2 protein-coding genes are annotated in these 19,618 nt (G+C 73.9%); both read right to left on the reverse strand.

The window, feature by feature from the left end:
* Window positions 1-6 precede the first annotated feature (6 nt).
* On the reverse strand, window positions 7-17,607 hold the full coding sequence (locus ACZ7OH_RS42010) for a non-ribosomal peptide synthetase (RefSeq protein WP_470286000.1): 17,601 nt from the start codon (window positions 17,605-17,607) through the stop codon (window positions 7-9).
* Between the two features lie 71 nt (window positions 17,608-17,678).
* Window positions 17,679-18,953 (reverse strand): serine hydrolase domain-containing protein, encoded by a 1,275-nt coding sequence (locus ACZ7OH_RS42015; RefSeq protein ID WP_470286001.1) that lies wholly within the window; start codon window positions 18,951-18,953, stop codon window positions 17,679-17,681.
* Window positions 18,954-19,618 lie beyond the last annotated feature (665 nt).

Here is a 19,618-nt window from a genome sequence, read left to right on the forward strand (position 1 = left end):
CAGTCCTCACGATTCCTGGTCGAAGGCGAGGCTTTCCAGCTCGCCCAGGATGAGTTCCTCGACGGTTCCGGCCAGCCCGGCGACCGTGCGCGCGGTCAGCACGTCGGCCGGGGTGAGCCGGACGTCGAACAGCGCGCTCGCTTGGGCGGCGATCTGCAGGCTCCGCAGGGAGTCGCCGCCGAGGGCGTAGAAGCTGTCTTCGGCGCCGACCCGGTCCACGCCGAGCACCTCGGCCCAGATCCCGGCGAGCGCGCGCTCGGTTTCGGTCTCCGGTTCGACGTGCCGGGTTTCCGGCGCGGCGGGGGCGGGCAGCGCGCGGCGGTCGACCTTGCCGTTGGCGCTGACCGGCAGCCGGTCGAGCGTGACGAACGCGGTCGGCACGAGGTAGTCCGGCAGTGTGCGGGCCAGGAACTCCCGCAGCGCGGCTTCGTCCACATCGGACACGACGTAGGCGACCAGCTGCTTGGCGCCCGGCTGGTCCTCCCGCACGATGACCGCGGCCTGCGCCACGTCCGGGTGCCGGGCCAGCACGGCCTCGACTTCGCCCGGTTCGACGCGAAACCCGCGAAGCTTCACCTGGTCGTCGCGGCGGCCGAGGAATTCGAGGGTGCCTTCGGCCGTCCAGCGGACGAGGTCGCCGGTGCGGTACATCCGCTCCCCCGGCGCGCCGAAGGGATCGGCGACGAACCGGTCCGCGGTGAGGCCGGGCCGGTCCCGGTAGCCGCGGGCCAGGCCCGCGCCGGCCAGGCACAGTTCGCCGGGGACGCCCGGCGGCACCGGGCGCAGGTCGGTGTCCACGACCCGGGCGCGCACCCCGTCGAGGGGCCGGCCGATCGAGATCCGGTCCGGGACCACGTCGGCCATCGGGTGCGAAGTCGCGAACGTCGTGGTCTCGGTCGGGCCGTAGCCGTCGACGACCCGCAGCCCGGGGCACGCGGCGAGGACCCGCCGCACCGACGTGGCCGGGACGACGTCACCGCCGGTCCAGACTTCGCGAAGACCGGCGAAGCAGTCCGGCGTCTCCTGCGCGAGGACGCGGAAGAGCCCGGCGGTGATCCACATCGCGGTCAGGCCGTGCTCGCGGATGAGCTCCCGCAACGCCGGAGCGTCGACGCCTTCGCCGGGGGCGACGACCACGCGGCCGCCACCCAGCAGCGGCACCCACAGCTCGTACGTCGTGGCGTCGAAGGCCAGCGGCGAGTGCAGCAGGACGCGGTCGTGCGCGCCACCGCGGAACCGCTCATCGGCGGCCAGCGCGGCCACGTCCCGGTGGCGCACCACGACGCCCTTCGGCACGCCGGTCGAACCGGACGTGTACATCACGTACGCCGCCTGGTCCGGATCGACGGCCACCTCCGGGTCCGCGGCGGACTCATCGTCCACAGAGGACAGCAGCACGGTCCGCCCGAGGGGGTATTCGTCCGCCGAGACGACGAACCGGATACCGTCGAGCAGCAGCTTCTGCCGCTCGGCCGGGGCGCGGGTGTCGATCGGCAGGTAGGCGCCACCGGCCTTGACCACGGCCAGCTCGGCGACCACGGCGTCGGCGCGGCGGACGGCGAGCCCGACCGGTTCCTCCGGCCGCAGGCCCAGCCCGGCCAGGCGGTTCGCGAGCCGGTTGGCCCGCCGGTTCAGCTCGGCGTAGGTGACCGGCTCGCCGTCGAGGACGGCCGCGACCGCGTCCGGCCGGACGTGGACCTGCTCGGCGAACAGCTCCGGCAGCGACCGGGCCGGGGGCTCGTCGCCGGTCGCCGACCACTGCGCCAGCAGCCGGGCTTCGGCCGACGTGGTCATCGTGACCGCGCCGAGGGCCCGGCCGCCGTCCGCGGCCAGCTCGCCGACGACGGTCAGCAGGTGCCCGGCCAGCCTCGACACCGTTGCGGCGTCGAACAGGCCCGGGTCGTACCCGACGTCGACCGACAGCTCGGCCCCCGGCGACGCGACCACGGTGAGCGGGAAGTTGGTCGTCTCCCGCGCGGACAGGCCGCGCACGCTCAGCCCGTGGCCGGCGGACGCGCCGGTGATCGGGTAGTTCTCGAACACCACCAGGCTGGCGCACAGGTCGACCCCGCCCGGCAGCCCGGCCCAGCCCTGCACCCGGGCGAGCGGCACGTGGCCGTGGCCGCGGGCCTCCGCCTGCGCGGCCTGCAGCCCGGCGAGCCAGTCGGCGACGCGGGCGCGGCGGTCGACGGCCGCCCGGACCGGCAGGGTGTTGATGAAGATGCCGGTGATGTCGTCCACGCCGGGCACCTCGGCCGGGCGGCCGGAGGTGGTGGCGCCGAACACGACGTCGTCGCGTCCACTGTAGACCGACAGCAGCAGCGCCCAGGCGCCCTGCAGCACGACGTTGTGGGTGAGGCCGTGGCGCTTGACGAACGCGTCGAGCCGGGCTGTGGCGGTCTCGTCGAGCTTGACCGGCAGCCACTCGGCCGAGCAGGGCGCGTGCCCCGGGGCCGGCGGCCGGTCGGCGGGCACCGGCGTCGGCCCCTCGACGCCGTCGAGCGCGGCGCGCCAGAAGCGTTCGGCGTCCGCCTGGTCCTGGCGGCCCAGCCAGGCGAGGTACTCGCGGAACGGCGGCCGCGGGGGCAGCGGCTGCCCGGCGTAGGCGGTGCAGACGTCCGAGAGCACCTGGAAGACGCTCCAGCCGTCGAGCAGCACGTGGTGGAACGTCCACAGCACTTGGACTTCGGTGGCCGAGAGCCGGGCCAGCGCGACCCGTGCGAGCGGCGCCGTCCCGAGGTCGAGGCCTTCCTCGCGGTCCTCGTCGAGCAGCCGTTGCCGTGCTTCGGCGCGTTTCGGCTCGTCGAGCGCGGTCCAGTCGAGGCGGCGGGCCGGAAGGGTGACTCCGCGGTGCACGACCTGGACCGGCTCGGCGACCCCGGCCCAGACGAACGCGGTGCGCAGGATCGGCGTGCGGTCGACGACCCGCTGCCAGGCTTCGGCGAGCCGGTCGACGTCGGTGACGCCGTCGAGCACGAACGTCGCCTGCTCGAAGTACAAGCCTTGCGAGGCCTGGGAAAGCCCGTGGAAGACCATGCCGCCCTGCATCGGCGTCACCGGGTACACGTCCTCGGCGCCCCGGGCGACAAGATCGTCCACTGTGGACTGGCTCAAGGACACCAGCGGGAAGTCCGACGGGGTCCGGCCGCCCGCGCCCGGATCGGCGCAGTGCGCGACGATCTCCCGCAACGCCGTCAGCATCCGCTCGGCCAGGTTCCCGACGGTGCTCCGGTGGTGCACTCCGGCGATGTGCGACCAGGTCAGCTCCAGCTCGCCGCCCACGACCCGGCCGACGACGTCGAGGGCGTGGGTGCGGGGCGCGTCCGGGTCGACGTCGGCGTCGAGCCCGCCGGCGGCGTCGTCGAACCGGCCCAGGTAGTTGAAGCTGACCAGCGGGTCGATCGCGGGCGCCGTGCCGGTCAGGTACCGCAGGGCGCCGTAGCCGATGCCGCGCCGCGGCACCGCCCGCAGCTGTTCCTTGACCGCCTTCAGCGCGGTGCCCCAGTCGTCCGGGACGTCCAGCGCGACCGGGAACATCGTGGTGAACCAGCCGACCGTCCGGGAGAGGTCGACGTCGTCGAACAGCTCCTCGCGGCCGTGGCCTTCGAGGTCGACGACGGGGGTGTGCCCGGTCCAGTCCCGCAGCACCCGGCCGAGCGCGGTCAGCAGCACGTCGTTGACCTGGGTCCGGTAGACCTCGGGGACGTCGTGCAGCAGCGCCCGCGTCTCGTCGGCGCTGAGCCGGACGGTGACTTCGCGGCTGTCGGCGACGGTGGCCGGGCCCTCGCCGTCGGCGGGCAGCGGCGGCACCGCGGGCAGCGCGCGCCAGTGGTCCAGCTCGTCGTCGAAGCCGCCGGCCTCGGCGTGCTCGGCCAGCTTCCGCGCCCAGGCGAGGAACGACGTCGTCTTCGGCGCGAGGGCTTCACCGCGGTGGGCGGCGTGGAAGTCCTCCAGGAGGATCCGCCACGAGACACCGTCGATGACGAGGTGGTGCGCGGCCAGCAGCAGCCGCCGCCCGTCGAGGACGGCGTTCAGCAGCGGCCCGCGAGTGAGGTCGAACGAGACCTCGTCGGTGCGCAGGTCGGCGGGCCACACCGGCTCGCCGTGCTGGACCTCACCCTCGAACCGCAGGCGAAGGGCGTCGTGGTGGGCCCACACCGTCTCCAGCGCCCGGCGGAGAGCCTGCTCGTCGACGTCCTCGGGGAACTCGAGGACCACGCGCTGGTCGAACCGCGCGGGCTGGGTCTCGAAGTACCACCGCTGGATCGGCGTGAGCGGTGCCTCGCCGGTGACCGGGCCCTGCTCGGCGCGCGGACCGTCGTCGACGCTCGCGTGCGCCGCGAGCGCGGCCAGGGTCGGGTGCCGGAAGACGTCGTGCGGCAACAGGGTCAGGCCGGCGCGGCGGGCGCGGGAGACGACCTGAATGCTGAGGATCGAGTCGCCGCCCAGCTCGAAGAAGTTCGTCTCGGCGCCGACGTCCTCGACGCCGAGCACGTCCGTCCAGATCGCGGCCAGCGCCCGCTCGGCCTCGGTCGACGGCGCCCGGTGGGTGCCGGCCGCGGCGAAGTCCGGGGCGGGCAGGGCGTTCCGGTCGAGCTTCCCGTTGACGTTCAAGGGGAAGCTCTCGAGCCGGACGAACGCGGCCGGGACCATGTAGTCCGGCAGCGTCTGCCCGAGGAACTCGGCCAGGTCGCCCGCGTCGCCGGTGAAGTAGGCGACCAGGCGCTTGACGCCGTGGTCTTCGCGCGCCACCACCGCGGCCTGGGCGATCCCGGGGTGCGCGGCCAGCGCGGCCTCGATCTCACCGGGCTCGATCCGGAACCCGCGCACCTTGACCTGCTCGTCGGCGCGGCCGACGAACTCGAGCGCGCCCTCGCCGCTCCAGCGCACGAGATCGCCCGTGCGGTACATCCGCTCCCCCGCCGGCCCGAACGGGTCGGCGACGAACCGCTCGGCCGTCAGGCCGGGCCGGCCGAGGTACCCGCGCGCCAGGCCTTCCCCGGCGAGGTACAGCTCGCCGGGGGCGCCCGGCGGCACCGGCCGCAGGTCCGGGCCGAGGACGTAGGCGCGCATGTTGTCCAGGGGCCGCCCGATCGGGACGACGTCCGGGACCGCTCCGGGCATCGGGTACACGGTCGCGAAGGTCGTGGTTTCGGTGGGTCCGTAGACGTCGGCGACCACGGTGTCCGGGCAGGCTTCCCGGACCCGGCGCAGGGCCGCGGCCGGCACCGCGTCGCCGCCGGTCCACACCTCCCGCATGCCCGCGAACACCTCCGGGGCCTCCTGCGCGACCAGCCGGAACAGCCCGGTGGTGAGGAACGCGCCGGTCACGCCGTGCGTGGTGAGCAGCCGGCCGAGGGTGTCGACGTCGAGGTCCCCCGGCGGCGCCACGACGACCGTGCCGCCGCTGAGCAGCGGCACCCAGAATTCGTACGTCGAGGCGTCGAACGAGTGCGGCGAGTGCAGCAGCACCCGGTCGTGCGGGCCGAACCGGTGGTCGGCGGCCAGCGCCACGACGTCCCGCCGGCGCACGGCCACGCCCTTCGGCGTGCCCGTCGAGCCGGACGTGTACATCACGTACGCGAGGTTGTCCGGGTCCGCGGCGGGCAGCGGCACGTCCGCCGTCCGGTCGTCCGGCCCGACGACGAGTCCATTGTGGATCGCCCGGGCGGTCCAGGCCCAGGGCTCGTCGGCGACGAGAATGGTGACGCCGGCGAGGAGGGTCTTGAGGCGCGCCGCCGGCGCGCGGGTGTCCAGCGGCAGGTAGGCCGCGCCGGCCTTGATGATCGCCAGTTCGGTGACGAGCAGCCGGGACGAGCGGTCCATGAGCACCCCGACCAGGCGTTCGGGCCCGGCGCCGAGCGACACCAGGTACCGCGCGAGCCGGTCGGCGGCCTCGTCCAGTTCGGCGTAGGTCATTCGAAGGCCGTCGCCGGTCAACGCGACGGCGTCCGGGGTGCGCTCGACCTGCGCGGCGAACAGCTCGGCCAGGTCGCCCTCGGGCAGCGGGTGCGCGGTGGCGTTCCACTCGACCAGCACCTGGTGGCGCTCGGCGTCGGTGAGCAGGTCGACCTCGGCCAGGGGCCGGTTCAAGTCCGCGGCGAAGGCGTCGAGGACGCCGGTGAGCTGCCGGGCGATCCGCTCGGCCGTCGCGGTGTCGAACAGGTCGGGGTCGTAGCCGACGTCGAGGGTGATCCGCTCCCCCGGCGAGGCGACGACGCTGAGCGGGTAGTTGGTCGTCTCGGCCGCGTCGACGTCCCGCAAGCTCAGGCCGTGCGCCGCCGCGGTGTCGGCCGGGTAGTTCTCGAACACGACGATGCTGTCGAACAGACTTCCCGTGCTGCCGCTCCACGCCTGCAGCTTCGTCAGCGGCAGGTGCCCGTACCGGCGCGACTCGACCTGGCGGCCTTGCAACGCGGTCAGCCACTCCGCCACCGATGACCCCGCCACGGTCACGCGCACCGGCAGGGTGTTGATGAAGATGCCGGTGACGTCGTCGGCGCCGGGCAGCTCGACCGGGCGGCCGGAGACCGTCGTGCCGAAGCAGACGTCCGGCTCGCCGCCGAGGCGGGCCAGCAGCAGCGCCCACGCGCCCTGCAGGACGGTGTTCACCGTGAGCCCGGCGCGACGGGCCGCGTCCCGCAACCGCTCGGAGTTTTCGAGCGGAATGCGCAGCCACTGCGAAGACCGGGTGGTGTGGGCCTGCGTGGGCACGCGGTCGAACGGCAGCCGAGCGGGTTCCGTCAAGTCGCCGAGTTCCGCTCGCCAATGCCGTTCGGCCGCGGAGTCGTCCTGGCGGGCCAGCCAGGCCACGTAGTCGCGGAACGGCGGCCGCTCGGGCAGCTCAGCACCGGCGTAGGCGGCGAAGACGTCGGACAGCACGCCGAAGACGCTCCAGCCGTCGAGCAGGACGTGGTGGAACGTCCACAGCACGCGGACTTCGGTGTCGGACAGGCGCGCCAGCACCAGCCGCAGCAACGGCGTCTCGGTGAGGTCGAGGCCGCGCGCGCGGTCGGCTTCGAGGAGGTCCTGCCAGGCCCGATCCCGCTCGGCCGCGGTGTGGCCGCGCCAGTCGAGGTGGGTGATCGGGACATCGGCGTGGCGCTGCACGACCTGGACGGGCTCGGGCACGTCCTCCCACACGATCCGCGTCCGCAGCACCGGCGTCCGGTCGACGACCCGCCGCCACGCGCGGTCGAGCGCGGCCGGGTCGCGGACCCCGTCGAGCACGAAGGAGACCTGCTGGAAGTAGACGCGTTCCTCGCGCTGGGAGAGCGCGTGGAAGACCATGCCGGACTGCATCGGCGTCAGCGGGTAGACGTCCTCGACCGCGCGCCCGTCGCCGACCAGTTCGTCCAGAGTGGACTGATCGAGCGCGGCCAGGGGGAAGTCGGCCGGCGTCCGGCCGCCCGCGCCGGGTTCCGCGCAGTGCCGGACGATCGCGCGCAGGGCGTCGAGCATCGCGGTGGCCAGTGAGTCCACAGTGGACTCTTGGTGGACACCCTCGGCGTAGTACCAGGTCAGTTCCAGTTCGCCGGCTTCGACGCGGCCGACGACGTCGAGCAGGTGCGCCCGCGCCGAACGCGGGCTCTCGTCGGATTCGAGGCGCCCGGAGCCGAACTGCCCGAGGTAGTTGAAGCTGACCTGCGGGTCGATCGCCGGGGCCGCATCGGCCAGGTACCGCAGGGCGCCGTAGCCGAGACCGCGGCGCGGGACCGCACGCAGCTGCTCCTTGACGGCCTTGAGCGCGGCGCCCCAGTCGTCCGGGACGTCCAGGGCCACCGGGAACACGCTGGTGAACCAGCCGACCGTCCTCGACAAGTCGACATCGGCGAACAGGTCTTCGCGGCCGTGGCCTTCGAGGTCGACGACGGGCGTCGCCCCGGTCCAGTCGCGCAGCACCCGGCCGAGCGCGGTCAGCAGCACGTCGTTGACCTGCGTCCGGTAGACCGGCGGGACCTCGCGCAGCAGCGCGTTCGTCTCCGGTTCGGGCAGCCGGACGGTCACCGACCGCATCCCCGCGACCGTCGTGTCGCCTTCGCCGTCGACCGGGATCGGCGCCGCCTCGGGCAGGCCGCGCCAGTGGGCGAGTTCGTCGTCGAAGCCGCCGGCCTCGGCGTGCTCGGTCAGGCGGGTGGCCCACTCGCGGAACGACGTCGTGCGCGGGCCGAGGTCGATCGGCTCGCCACCCAGCGCTTGTTCGTAGGCGCGCTCGAAGTCCTCGATGAGCACTCGCCAGGACACTCCGTCTACCACCAGGTGGTGCACGGCGAGCTTGACATCGTGTTCGGAGACGTCGAGGCGGACGAGCGGGGTCTCCGCGCCGACCGGGCCGTTCTCCTGGTGCCACCCGTTTTCGTCGTGGGTGAAGCGCATCCGGAGGGCGTCGTGGTGCGCCAGCAGGGCGTCGACGGCCTGGCTGGCCGCGCCGCCGTCCACGGCGTCCGGTCCCAAGTGGACGAACTGGTGGAAGTGGTCCGGTGCGGCGGTCTGCGTCCCGAAGAACCAGCGCTGGATCGGCGTCAGCGGCACGGCGCCGCTGACCGGGCCGCGTTCGACGGTCTCGGTGGCGGTGCGCGCCGCCGCGGCGAGCGCGGCCGGCGTGCGGTGGGCGAACAAGTCGCCGGGCAACAGCTCCAGCCCGGCCCGGCGAGCGCGGGACACGACCTGGATGCTGAGGATCGAATCGCCGCCGAGGGAGAAGAAGTCGTCCGTCGCGCCGACGCGCTCGACGCCCAGCACCTCCGCCCAGATTTCGGTGACCACGCGTTCGCGGTCGGTGCGCGGGGCCACGTGCTCCCGGCCGCCGAAGTCGGGCGCGGGCAACGCGTTCCGGTCGAGCTTGCCGTTGACGTTCACCGGGAACCGGTCCAGCCGGACGAACGCGGCGGGCACCATGTAGTCGGGCAGCGTCCGGCCGAGGAACTCCGCCAGCCCGGCGGTCTCGCCGACGACGTAGGCGACCAGCCGCTTCACGCCGCCGTCCGCGCGGGCCAGCACCGCGGCCTGCACGACGTCCGGGTGCTCGCCGAGCGCCGCCTCGATCTCGCTCGGCTCGACGCGGAACCCGCGGACCTTCACCTGCTCGTCGACGCGGCCGACGAACTCGAGCGCGCCGTCGTCGGTCCAGCGCACGAGGTCGCCGGTGCGGTACATCCGCTCCCCCGGCGGTCCGAACGGGTCCGCGACGAACCGGTCGGCGGTCAGGCCGGGCCGGCCGAGGTAGCCGCGCGCCAGCCCGGCGCCGGCGATGTGCAGCTCGCCGGGCGCGCCCGGCGGGGCCAGCCGCAGGTCGCCGTCCAGGACGTAGACGCGCGTGTTGTCCAGCGGCGCCCCGATCGGGACGACGTCGGGGATTTCGCCGGGCAGCGGGTGCACGGTCGCGAAGGTGGTGGTTTCGGTCGGGCCGTAGACGTCGGCGACGAGGAGGCCGGGGCAGGCGGCCTGGACGCGGCGCAGGGCGGCCGCGGGCACGGCGTCGCCGCCGGTCCAGACTTCGCGCAGACCGGCGAAGACCTCGGGGGCTTCCTGGGCGACCAGCCGGAACAGCCCGGTGGTGAGGAACGCGCCGGTGACGCCGTGCGTGGTGAGCGCACGGCCGAGCGTGTGGACGTCGAGGTCTCCGGGCGGAGCGAGCACGACCGTGCCGCCGTTCAGCAGCGGCACCCACAGCTCGTAGGTCGAGGCGTCGAAGGCTTGCGGCGAATGCAGCAGCACCCGGTCGTGGGGGGCGAACCGCCGGTCCGCGGCCAGCGTGACGACGTCGCGGTGCCGCGCGGCCACGCCCTTGGGCTTGCCCGTCGACCCGGACGTGTAGATGACGTAGGCGAGCTGGTCGGGCTCGAGGGCCACGCCCGGCGCGGTCTCCGGCTGATCGTCCGCGCCGGTCACGATCGGTCCACTGTGGACTTCGCGGGCGGTCGCCAGCCAGGTCTCGTCGGCGACCAGGACGTCGGCCCCGGCTTCGGCGAGCAGCAGCCGCAGCCGGTCGGCCGGGGCGCGCAGGTCCAGGGGCAGGTACGCGCCGCCGGCCTTGAGGATCGCCAGCTCGGCGACGACGAGCGCGGGCGAGCGGTCCATCAGGACGGCGACCCGGTCCTCGGGCCGGACGCCGAGGTCGAGCAGCCGGTGGGCCAGCCGGTTCGCGCGGACGTCGAGCTCGCCGTAGGTGACGCTCCGGTCGTCGGTCACCAGCGCGACCGCGCCCGGATGGCTGCGGACGCGGGCCGCGAACAGCTCGGGCACGGTCACCGCCGGCACCGGGACCGCGGTGTCGTTCCGGTCGGTGACCAGCTGCCGGACCTCGGCGGCGGACAGCATCGGCACCCGCGTCACCGGTTCGTCCGGCGCGGCGACCATGCCCCGGACCAGGGCTTCGAGGTGGGCGGCGAGCCGCGCGGCGACGGCCGGGGCGATGAGCGCCGGGTCGTGGGTCAGCACCAGCGACAGCCGGCGGCCCGGGTAGGCGACGAGCCCGAGCGGGTAGTTGGTGCGCTCGGCCGCCCGGACGTCCCGGAGCCCGGAGACTTCGTCGACCGGGTAGTTCTCGAACACGACGATGCTGTCGAACAGGCTGCCGCCGTTGCCGCTCCACGTCTGCAGCCGGGGCAGCCCGACGTGGCCGAACCGCCGGGATTCCGCCTGCGCGGCCTGGAGTTCGCGCAGCCAGGCGGCGACACCGTGGTCCCGGTCGAGCCGGACGCGCACCGGGAGCGTGTTGATGAACAGGCCGGGGATGTCGTCCGCGCCGGGCAGTTCGGCCGGGCGGCCGGAGACCGTCGCGCCGAAGCAGACTTCGGGTTCGCCGCTGTAGCGGGACAGCAGGGCCGCCCAGGCGCCTTGGACGAGGGTGTTCACGGTCAGCCGGTGGCGGCGGGCGAAGGCGTACACCGCCGCCGACCCGGCGTCGTCGAGTTCGAGAGGGACACGGGCGCTGGAACTGGCCGAGTGGGCCCGACCCGAGGCTCGGTCGCCGGGCAACGCGGTGGGCGTCACGCCGGCGAGTTCCGCACGCCAGTACGTCTCGGCGAGGGTCTCGTCCTGGTCGGCCAGCCAGGCCGCGTACTCGCGGAACGGCCGCCGCGAAGGCGGTTCTTCTTCGCGCAGCAGCGCGACGACGTCGTTGAGGATGCCGAAGACGCTCCAGCCGTCGAGCAGGACGTGGTGGAACGTCCAGATCACGCGCACGGTCGTCCCGGACACCTTCGCGACGGCCAGCCGGGCCAGCGGCGCCTTCGTCAGGTCCAGCCCTTCGGCCAGATCCGCGGCGAGGTACTCGGCTTCGTCGACGTCGTAGGTGACCGGGAGTTCGGCGGTGCGCCGGACGATCTGGAGCGGCTCGGGCACGCCGTCCCAGACGATCCGGGTGCGCAGCACCGGGGTCCGGTCGACGATCCGCTGGAACGCTTCCCCGAGCCGGCGCGGGTCGGGCACGTCGTCGAGGGTGAACGAGATCTGTTCGAAGTAGACGCGTTCGCCGGGCTGGGCCAGGTCGTGGAAGACCATGCCCGCCTGCATCGGCGTCAGCGGGTAGATGTCTTCCACTTCGCGGCCGTCGCCGACCAGTTCGTCCAGAGTGGACTGGTCGAGTCCCGCGAGGGGGAAGTCGGCCGGCGTCCGGCCGCCCGCGGCCGGGTCCGCGCAGTGCGCGGCGATCGCCCGCAACGCATCCAGCATCCCGTCGGCCAGCCGCTTGACGGTGGCTTCGTCGTGGACGCCTTCGGCGTAGTGCCAGCCGAACTCGAGGGTGTCGCCGTCGACCTGGCCGACGACCTCCAGGAGGTGGGGCCGGCTGTCGCTGGGGTCGGCGTCGAGGGTCAGCTCGCGGTGCAGGCCGGCGTAGAGGTCGCCGGGCAGGTCGAACTGGCCGAGGTAGTTGAAGCTGATGGGCGGCGTGACCACCGGCGCCGTCCCGGTCAGGTACCGCAGGGCGCCGTAGCCGATCCCTCGGCGCGGCACCGCCCGCAGCTGCTCCTTGACCGCTTTCAGCGCGATGCCCCAGTCGTCCGGGACGTCGAGCGCGACCGGGAACATGCTGGTGAACCAGCCGACCGTCCGCGAGAGGTCGACGTCGTCGAACAGTTCTTCGCGGCCGTGGCCTTCGAGGTCGATCACCGGTACGTGCCCGGTCCACTCCCCCAGCACGCGGCCGAGCGCGGTCAGCAGCACGTCGTTGACCTGCGTCCGGTAGACCTCGGGCACCTGCCGCAGCAGCGCCCGCGTCTCCTCGGCGGTGAGCCGGACGGTGACCTCGCGGGCCCGACCGACCGTGTTCGCGCCGTGGCCGTCGACGGGGATCGGGGCCGCCTCGGGCAGGCGCCGCCAGTGGTCGAGTTCGTCGTCGAAACCGCCGGCTTCGGCGTGGGCGGCCAAGCGGGCGGCCCAGTCGCGGAACGACGTCGTCCGCGGGCCGAGGTCGACCGCTTCGCCGCGGGTGACCTGGTGATAGGCGCGGTCGAGGTCTTCGAGCAGCAGCCGCCACGACACGCCGTCGACGACCAGGTGGTGCGCGGCCAGGTGCAGCACGCGCCGGCCGGGCTCGCCGGACAGCGCCCACCGCAGCATCGAGTGCCCCTCGCCGACGGGAGCGTTGTGCTGCCGCCAGCCGGCGCCGTCGGGCTCGAACCGCATCCGCAGGGCGTCGTGGTGCTCGGCCAGCGCGGCCAGCGCCGTGGCGAGGGCGACCTCGCCGACGTTGTCCGCGAGGTCGACCGCGATCGCCTGGTCGAACCGGTACGGCACGGCGACGGTCTCGAAGAACCAGCGCTGGATCGGCGTGAGCACGACGTCGCCGGTCACCGGCCCCCGGTCCGGGCTCGCGGCGGCGTCCCCGATCACCGGGGCGAGCGCCGCGATCGTCTGGTGCCGGAACAGGTCCGCCGTGGTCACGGCGAGGCCCGCGCGCCGGGCCCGGGCGCTGACCTGGATGCTGAGGATCGAATCGCCGCCGAGGGCGAAGAAGTTGTCCTCGACGCCGACGCGGTCGACGCCGAGCACGTCGGCCCAGATCCCGGCGAGGACCGCTTCCCGCTCGGTGCGCGGCGTCCGGTCCCCGGTGGACTCGAAGCGCGGCTCGGGCAGGGCGTGCCGGTCGACCTTGCCGTTGGCGTTGAGCGGCAACGCGTCCAGGACGACGATCGCCGACGGCACCATGTAGTCCGGCACCGTGCGCCCCACCGCGCGCCTCAACGCTTCGGTGTCCACAGTGGACTTTTCGGCCGGGACGACGTACCCGGTCAGCTGCTTGCGCGCGCCGGTGACGCGGACGGCCACGACGGCCTGCGCGACGCCCGGCTGGGCGGCCAGCACGCGTTCGACCTCGGAGGGTTCGACGCGGAAGCCGCGGATCTTGACCTGGTCGTCGGCGCGGCCGGCGAACTCCAGGGTGCCGTCGGTGCGCCAGCGGCCGCGGTCGCCGGTGCGGTACATCCGGTCGCCCGGGGCCCCGAACGGGTCGGCGACGAACCGCTCGGCGGTCGCGCCGGGCCGGTCGAAGTACCCGCGGGCGAGACCGGCGCCGACGATGCAGACCTCGCCGAGCGCGCCGCGCGGCACCAGCCGGAGCCGGTCGTCGAGCAGGTAGATCCGCATGCCGGCCAGTGGCGTGCCGATCGGGACGGTCTCGGGGACCGCGGCCGCCGACGGCATCGGGAACGACGAGGCGAACGTGGTGGTCTCGGTCGGGCCGTAGCCGTCGACGACCGTGAGGCCCGGGCAGCTGTCGAGAACCCGGCGCGCGGCGGCCGGCGGGACGACGTCGCCGCCGGTCCAGACCTCGCGCAGGCCGGCGAAGCACGCCGGGTCGTCTTCGGCGAAGAGCCGGAAGAGCCCGGCGGTCAGCCACAGCGCGGTGATCTTGTGCTCGGCCGTGAGCCGGCGCAGGGCGTCGGCGTCCAGGTCGCCGGGTGGCGCGACCACGACGGTGCCGCCGGTGAGCAGCGGGACCCACAGCTCGTAGGTCGAGGCGTCGAAGGCGAGCGGCGAGTGCAGCAGCACCCGCTCGTGGGCGCCGCCGGCGAACCGCGGGTCGGCGGCGAGCGCCACGACGTCCGCGTGCCGCACGGCCACGCCCTTCGGGACGCCGGTGGACCCGGAGGTGTACTCGACGTAGGCCAGGTGGTGCGGATCCAGCGCGAGGTCCGGCGCCGACGTGGGCTCGTCGACGTCCGCGACGACGAAGGGAGCCGGGTGGACGTCGGCCGCGGTGTCCTGCCAGCGCTCGTCGGTGAGCAGCAGCGGGGTGCCGTCGAGGACCAGCCGCATCCGGTCCGCCGGGGCCCGCAGGTCCAGCGGGAGGTAGGCGGCGCCGGCCTTGAGGATCGCGAGCACCGCGACGACCTGGTCGGCCGAGCGGTCCATGAGCACGCCGACGCGGTCTTCCGGGCGGACGCCGAGCCGGACCAGCCGCCGCGAGAGCCGGTCGGCGCGGTTCTTCAGTTCGCGGTAGGTCAGCTCGTCGTCGCCGACCACGGCCGTCGCGTCCGGGTGACGGTCGGCGCGGCGGTCGAAGAGGTCCGGGACGGTGCCTTCCGCGCTTTTCGTGGGCGCCGGGAGCAGGAAGCGGCGGTCTTCGTCGGTGAGCAGCGGGAGGTCGCCCACCGGGCGCGCGGGGTCGGCCGCGATCCCGGTCAGCAGCGTCTCCAGGCTGCGCGTGAGGCGCTCGATCGTGGCCGCGTCGAAGAGCGCGGTGGCGTACTCGACGGTGACGCGCAGGCCGCCCGCGTGCGGCCAGAACTCGACGACCAGGTCGAACCGGGCCGACGGGCGCGGCAGGTCGTACTCGCTCACCCGCAGGCCGGCCACCTCGCGGGGAGCCACCAGCGGGGTCTGCAGGACGACGACGGCCTGCACCAGCGGCGTCCGGGACGGGTCGCGATTCGGCTGCGCCTCTTCGACGACGCGGTCGAAGGGGACGTCGCCGTGGGCGAACGCCGCCAGCACGGTCTCCCGGAACTCGCCGAGGAACCCGGCGAACGGCCGGTCACCGTCCACAACGGACCGCAGGACGAGGGTGTTGACGAAGAAGCCGGTCAGCGCCTCGAGTTCGGCCCGGTCGCGTCCCGCGACGGCGGTGCCGATGGCGATGTCGCGCTGCCCGCCGTAGGCGGCCAGGAGCACCTGCACCGCGGCGGTGAGCGTCATGAAGAGCGTGGCGCCGTGCGGACGGCCGGCGTCGGCGAGCCGGCGGACCAGGCCGGCCGGGAGATCGTGACGGTGCACCGCGCCGTCGGTCGTGCGCTGCGGCGGGCGGGGCCGGTCCGTCGGGAGGGCGAGCGGTTCGATGCCGGCCAGGGTTTCGCGCCAGTAGCCGAGCTGGTCGTCCGAAGTGGACTGGAGCCGCCAGTGCGTGTAGTCGCGGTAGCCCAGGGTCAGCGGCGGCGGGGTCACGCCGCTGTAGAAGTCGAGGAGTTCTTCGGTGAGCACGCCGATCGAGCGGCCGTCGGTGACGATGTGGTGCTGGCACAGCAGGAGCAGGTGCTCGCCGGGGCCGAGCGGGAACAGCGTGGCGCGGGTCAGCGGGCCGGTCCGCAGGTCGAACGGCTCGCTCAGCTCGGCCTTCAGCACGTCGTCGTCCGGCGGTTCTTCGTTGATGCGCAAAGGGATCTCGCCCGTGGGCGCGATCAGCTGGACACCGTCCCCGAACGTCGTCCGCAGCGATTCGTGCCGCGCGCAGAGCGACGCCAGCGCCCCGCGCAGCGCGTCGACGTCGAGCGGGCCGGACAGCCGGAGCCCGACGCCGGTGTTGTACTCGGCGCTGCCGCCGGTCAGTTCGTCGAGGAACCACAACCGCCGCTGGGCCGGGGACAGCGGGAGCACGTCCGACGACGGCGCGACCGGGATAGCGGCGTCATCTCGCGGCGCTTTCTCGAGGACGCTCGCCAGCGCGGCCACGGTGGGCGCGTCGAACAGCGTCCGCGCCGACAGCCCGGCGCCGAACTCCCGGCGCAAGCGCGAAAGCGCTTGGACCGCCAGGATCGAGTCGCCGCCGAGGGCGAAGAAGTCTTCGTCGACGCCGAGGCGCGCGACGCCCAGCACGTCCGCCAGGACCGCCGCCACGGCACGCTCGGTGTCCGTCCGTGGCTCGGCGCTTTCGGCGGGCTCGGCGGGCGGCGCGGGCAGGGCCCGGCGGTCGACCTTTCCGTTGCTGCTCAACGGAAGCGCGTCGAGCACGACGAACGCCGACGGCACCATGTAGTCGGGCAGCGACGCGGCCGCCACCGCTTCGAGGTCCCCCGGCTCCCCCACGACGTAGGCCACCAGGCGCTTGACCCCGGGCCGGTCCTCGCGGGCCACCACGACGACCTCGGCGACGCCCGGGGCCGCGGCGAGCACGGTCTCGATCTCGCCCAGCTCGACCCGGAAGCCGCGGACCTTGACCTGGTCGTCGACCCGGCCGAGGAACTCCAGCTCGCCGGTTCCGGTGCGGCGCACCAGGTCTCCGGTGCGGTACATGCGGTCGCCGGGCGCGCCGGCCGGGTCGGCGACGAACTTCTCCGCCGTCGCGCCGGGCCGGGCCCAGTAGCCGCGGGCCAGTCCGGCGCCGGCCAGGTGGAGTTCGCCGGGTTGGCCGTCGGCGACCGGGGTGAGGTCGCCGTCCAGGACGTACGCGCGCACGTCGTCGAGCGGGCGGCCGATCGGCACGGCCGCCGGCACCCGGTCCGCCGACGGGAGCCGGTGGGAGGTGGCGAACGTGGTCGTCTCGGTCGGGCCGTAGCCGTCGACCACGGTCAGGCCCGGGCACGCCCGCAGCACGCGCCGCACGGACTCGGCCGGGACGACGTCGCCGCCGGTCCAGACCTCGCGCACGCCGCGGAAGCAGTCCGGTGCTTCCTGGGCGACGACGCGGAAGAGGCCCGCCGTCAGCCAGAGCGCCGTCACGCGGTGCCGCGCCAGCACGGTCCGCAGCGTCTCGACGTCGAGGTCGCCAGGCGGGGCGACCACCACGGTGCCGCCGCCCAGCAACGGCACCCACAGCTCGTAAGTCGACGCGTCGAAGGCGACCGGCGAGTGCAGCAGCACCCGCTCGTGGGCGCCGCCGGCGAAGCGGCGGTCCGCGGCGAGCGCCACGACGTCACGGTGCCGGACGGCGACCCCCTTGGGCGTCCCGGTCGAGCCCGAGGTGTGCATCAGGTACGCCAGCCGGTCCGGGTCCGCCGGCGGCACGACGAATTCCGCGTCCGGCAACGGGTCCGCAGCGGGCACGGTGAGTCCATTGTGGATCTTTCTGGCCCGGTCCAGGTCGTCGGTCACCAGCACCGACACCGCCGCGTCGGCCAGGAGGGTGCGCAGCCGGCTGTCCGGCGCGCGGCGGTCGAGGGGCACGTACGCGCCCCCGGCCGTCACCACGGCCAGCTCGGCGACGACCAGCTCCGCCGACCGGTCGAGCAGCAACCCGACCCGGTCCTCCGGCCGCAGCCCGAGCCGCACGAGGTGGGCGGCGAGCCGGTCGGCCCGTTCGTGCAGTTCGCCGTAGGTCAGCCGGATGTTTTCGCCTTGCACGGCGACGGCGTCCGGCGCCGAGAGGGCCCGCGCGGCGAACAGTTCCGCGAGGCCGACGGTTCTCGGCGCCGTACCGTCCGTTTCGGCCGGCGTGTCTTGCACGGTCATCGTCTTCGCTACCTTCCGGGCAGGACGGGGAACCCGCCGGTGCCGGCGGGGAGGGAGAGGGGGGGACTTGCTCAGCGACGCCCGGCGAGACGGCCGCCGATTTCGACCGCGGCGGACGCGCCGGGCTCGCCGCGGAACCGGCCGCAGGGGGTGACCCGGCCGGTCGCCGGGTCGCGGACGGTGAACGTCCGGTCGTCGTGGAGCACCAGCTCGGGGAACACTTCCCCGTCGACGACGAGGCGGTCGGCCGTGATCACGTAGTCGATGGCGCCGTTGCGGTACGTGCCGAAGTCGCCCGGCGGCACCGGGACCACGCGCGTCGCGTCGGCGGTCTGGGCGGCGCGGGACGGGACGTCGATGCCGAGGTCGGCCAGCTCGGCGGCCAAGGCGTGCCACAGATCGGCGCCGGTGGTGCCGTTGGTGGTCAGGGCGACCACGCAGGCGCCGGCCTGGTCGATCCGCAGGTGGCAGGAGGTGCCGTCGGCGGTGCCGTCGTGCCCGAGCCAGCCGGTGTCGGCGTCGCCGAAGTGCGCGATGCCCAGTCCCCAGCCGTCGGCCAGGCCGAACGGCTCGGCGACCGGGACCCGCCGGTGCATGTCGGCCGCGGTGACGACGTCCAGCAGGCCCGGCTTGCCGAGGTGGACCCGGCCGAGCGCGACGAGGTCGGCGGCGCTCATCGCGAGCGCGCCGGCGGGGTCGAGCATCGGCGGCAGGATCTGCTCGACCGGGTGGTCACCGGCGTGCCCGGACACGACACCCGGGTCGTCGATGAAGACCGGGTCGATCTTCAGCGAGCGCAGGACGATCGCCTCGGCCGCCTCGCGCCAGCCCATCCCGGTGACCGCTTCGATCACCGAGCCGACCAGCGCGTAACCGAGGTTCGAGTACGAGAACGCCGTCCCGGGTGGACAGACGGGCGCGGCGCCGCGCACCTCTCTCAGCACCGAGCCGGCGCCGTCGGCCGGGTCGGACGGGAGACCGCCGGTGTGGCTCAGCAGCCGCCGGGTGGTCAGCTCGCCGGGCAGCCCGGAGACACCCAGGACGTCGCCCACGGGCTCGTCCAGGTCGAGGTCGTCGTCGGCGACGAGCACCATCGCGAGCGTCGCGGTGACCAGCTTGGTGATCGACCCCACCGGGACCGCCGACGCGGGCAGCATCGCCCCGCCCCGGCCGCGGTGGCGGACGCCGGCCTGCACCACGGCGGCTTCGTCACCCTGCCACACCGCGAGCTGCGCCCCGGGCACCCGGTAGCGGCGGGCGAGCCCCGTGAGGAGCGCGTCCAGCCGGGCCGCCGGCACCGGGCGCGAGCACGTCCGCCGGTCGAGGACATCTCTTTCGGACTGCATCTGAGCGAACCCTTTCGAGCTTCGTGTGGCCGGTGCCGGGAATTGCGCACACCCCGTACCGAACCGTTCCATCCCCCGTCAGCCGGCGGCTTCAGCTCGGCTGGAACACATACGCTGCCGCGCATACCGTGATCGTCAGTACCGCCAATAGTGGGATTCGATCGGCGGCCGATCCGCATTCACGGCCACTCCCCGTCGCGACATTACCGACACCATTCCGGAACGTGAACTACCGGCAACGAGACCGAATACCACAATCAAGCAGCACAAAACAACGCCCCGACAATCGACGCGCCGACCAGGCGGACTGCCCCTGCGCCCCTGCTCCCTTCGCCCACTCCAGCCGCGAGTTCCTTGCCACTCCGCGCACCTGCGGCTTCGCTGCCGCCGATGCAGTCTTCCCACGGCCACCCGCTCTCAAACGCGGGGAAACGCGACCCTGGATCGGCCAACCGGAGCCCATTGCGAAAAGGATCATCACCACATCCCCCGGCAGCGCTCAGAACTGCGGAAATGCGGCCACCATCTTCTTCCGGAAACCGGACCCGCCCGTCGAGCGCACGTGCATTCTCGTGTGCAGTGAACACATCTCGCGATATGTGTCACACCGTTCCAGAATGCGAGAAAGGATATTTTCACGATCACACGATTGACCTGTAACGAAA

This window comes from Amycolatopsis sp. NPDC114478, from assembly GCF_055633805.1.

What these genes read in the sequence shown, in the direction of transcription:
- ACZ7OH_RS42015 (WP_470286001.1), bottom strand. Translation starts at nt 18,953, where the DNA reads ATGCAGTCCGAAAGAGATGTCCTCGACCGGCGGACGTGCTCGCGCCCG.
- ACZ7OH_RS42010 (WP_470286000.1), bottom strand. Translation starts at nt 17,607, where the DNA reads ATGACCGTGCAAGACACGCCGGCCGAAACGGACGGTACGGCGCCGAGA.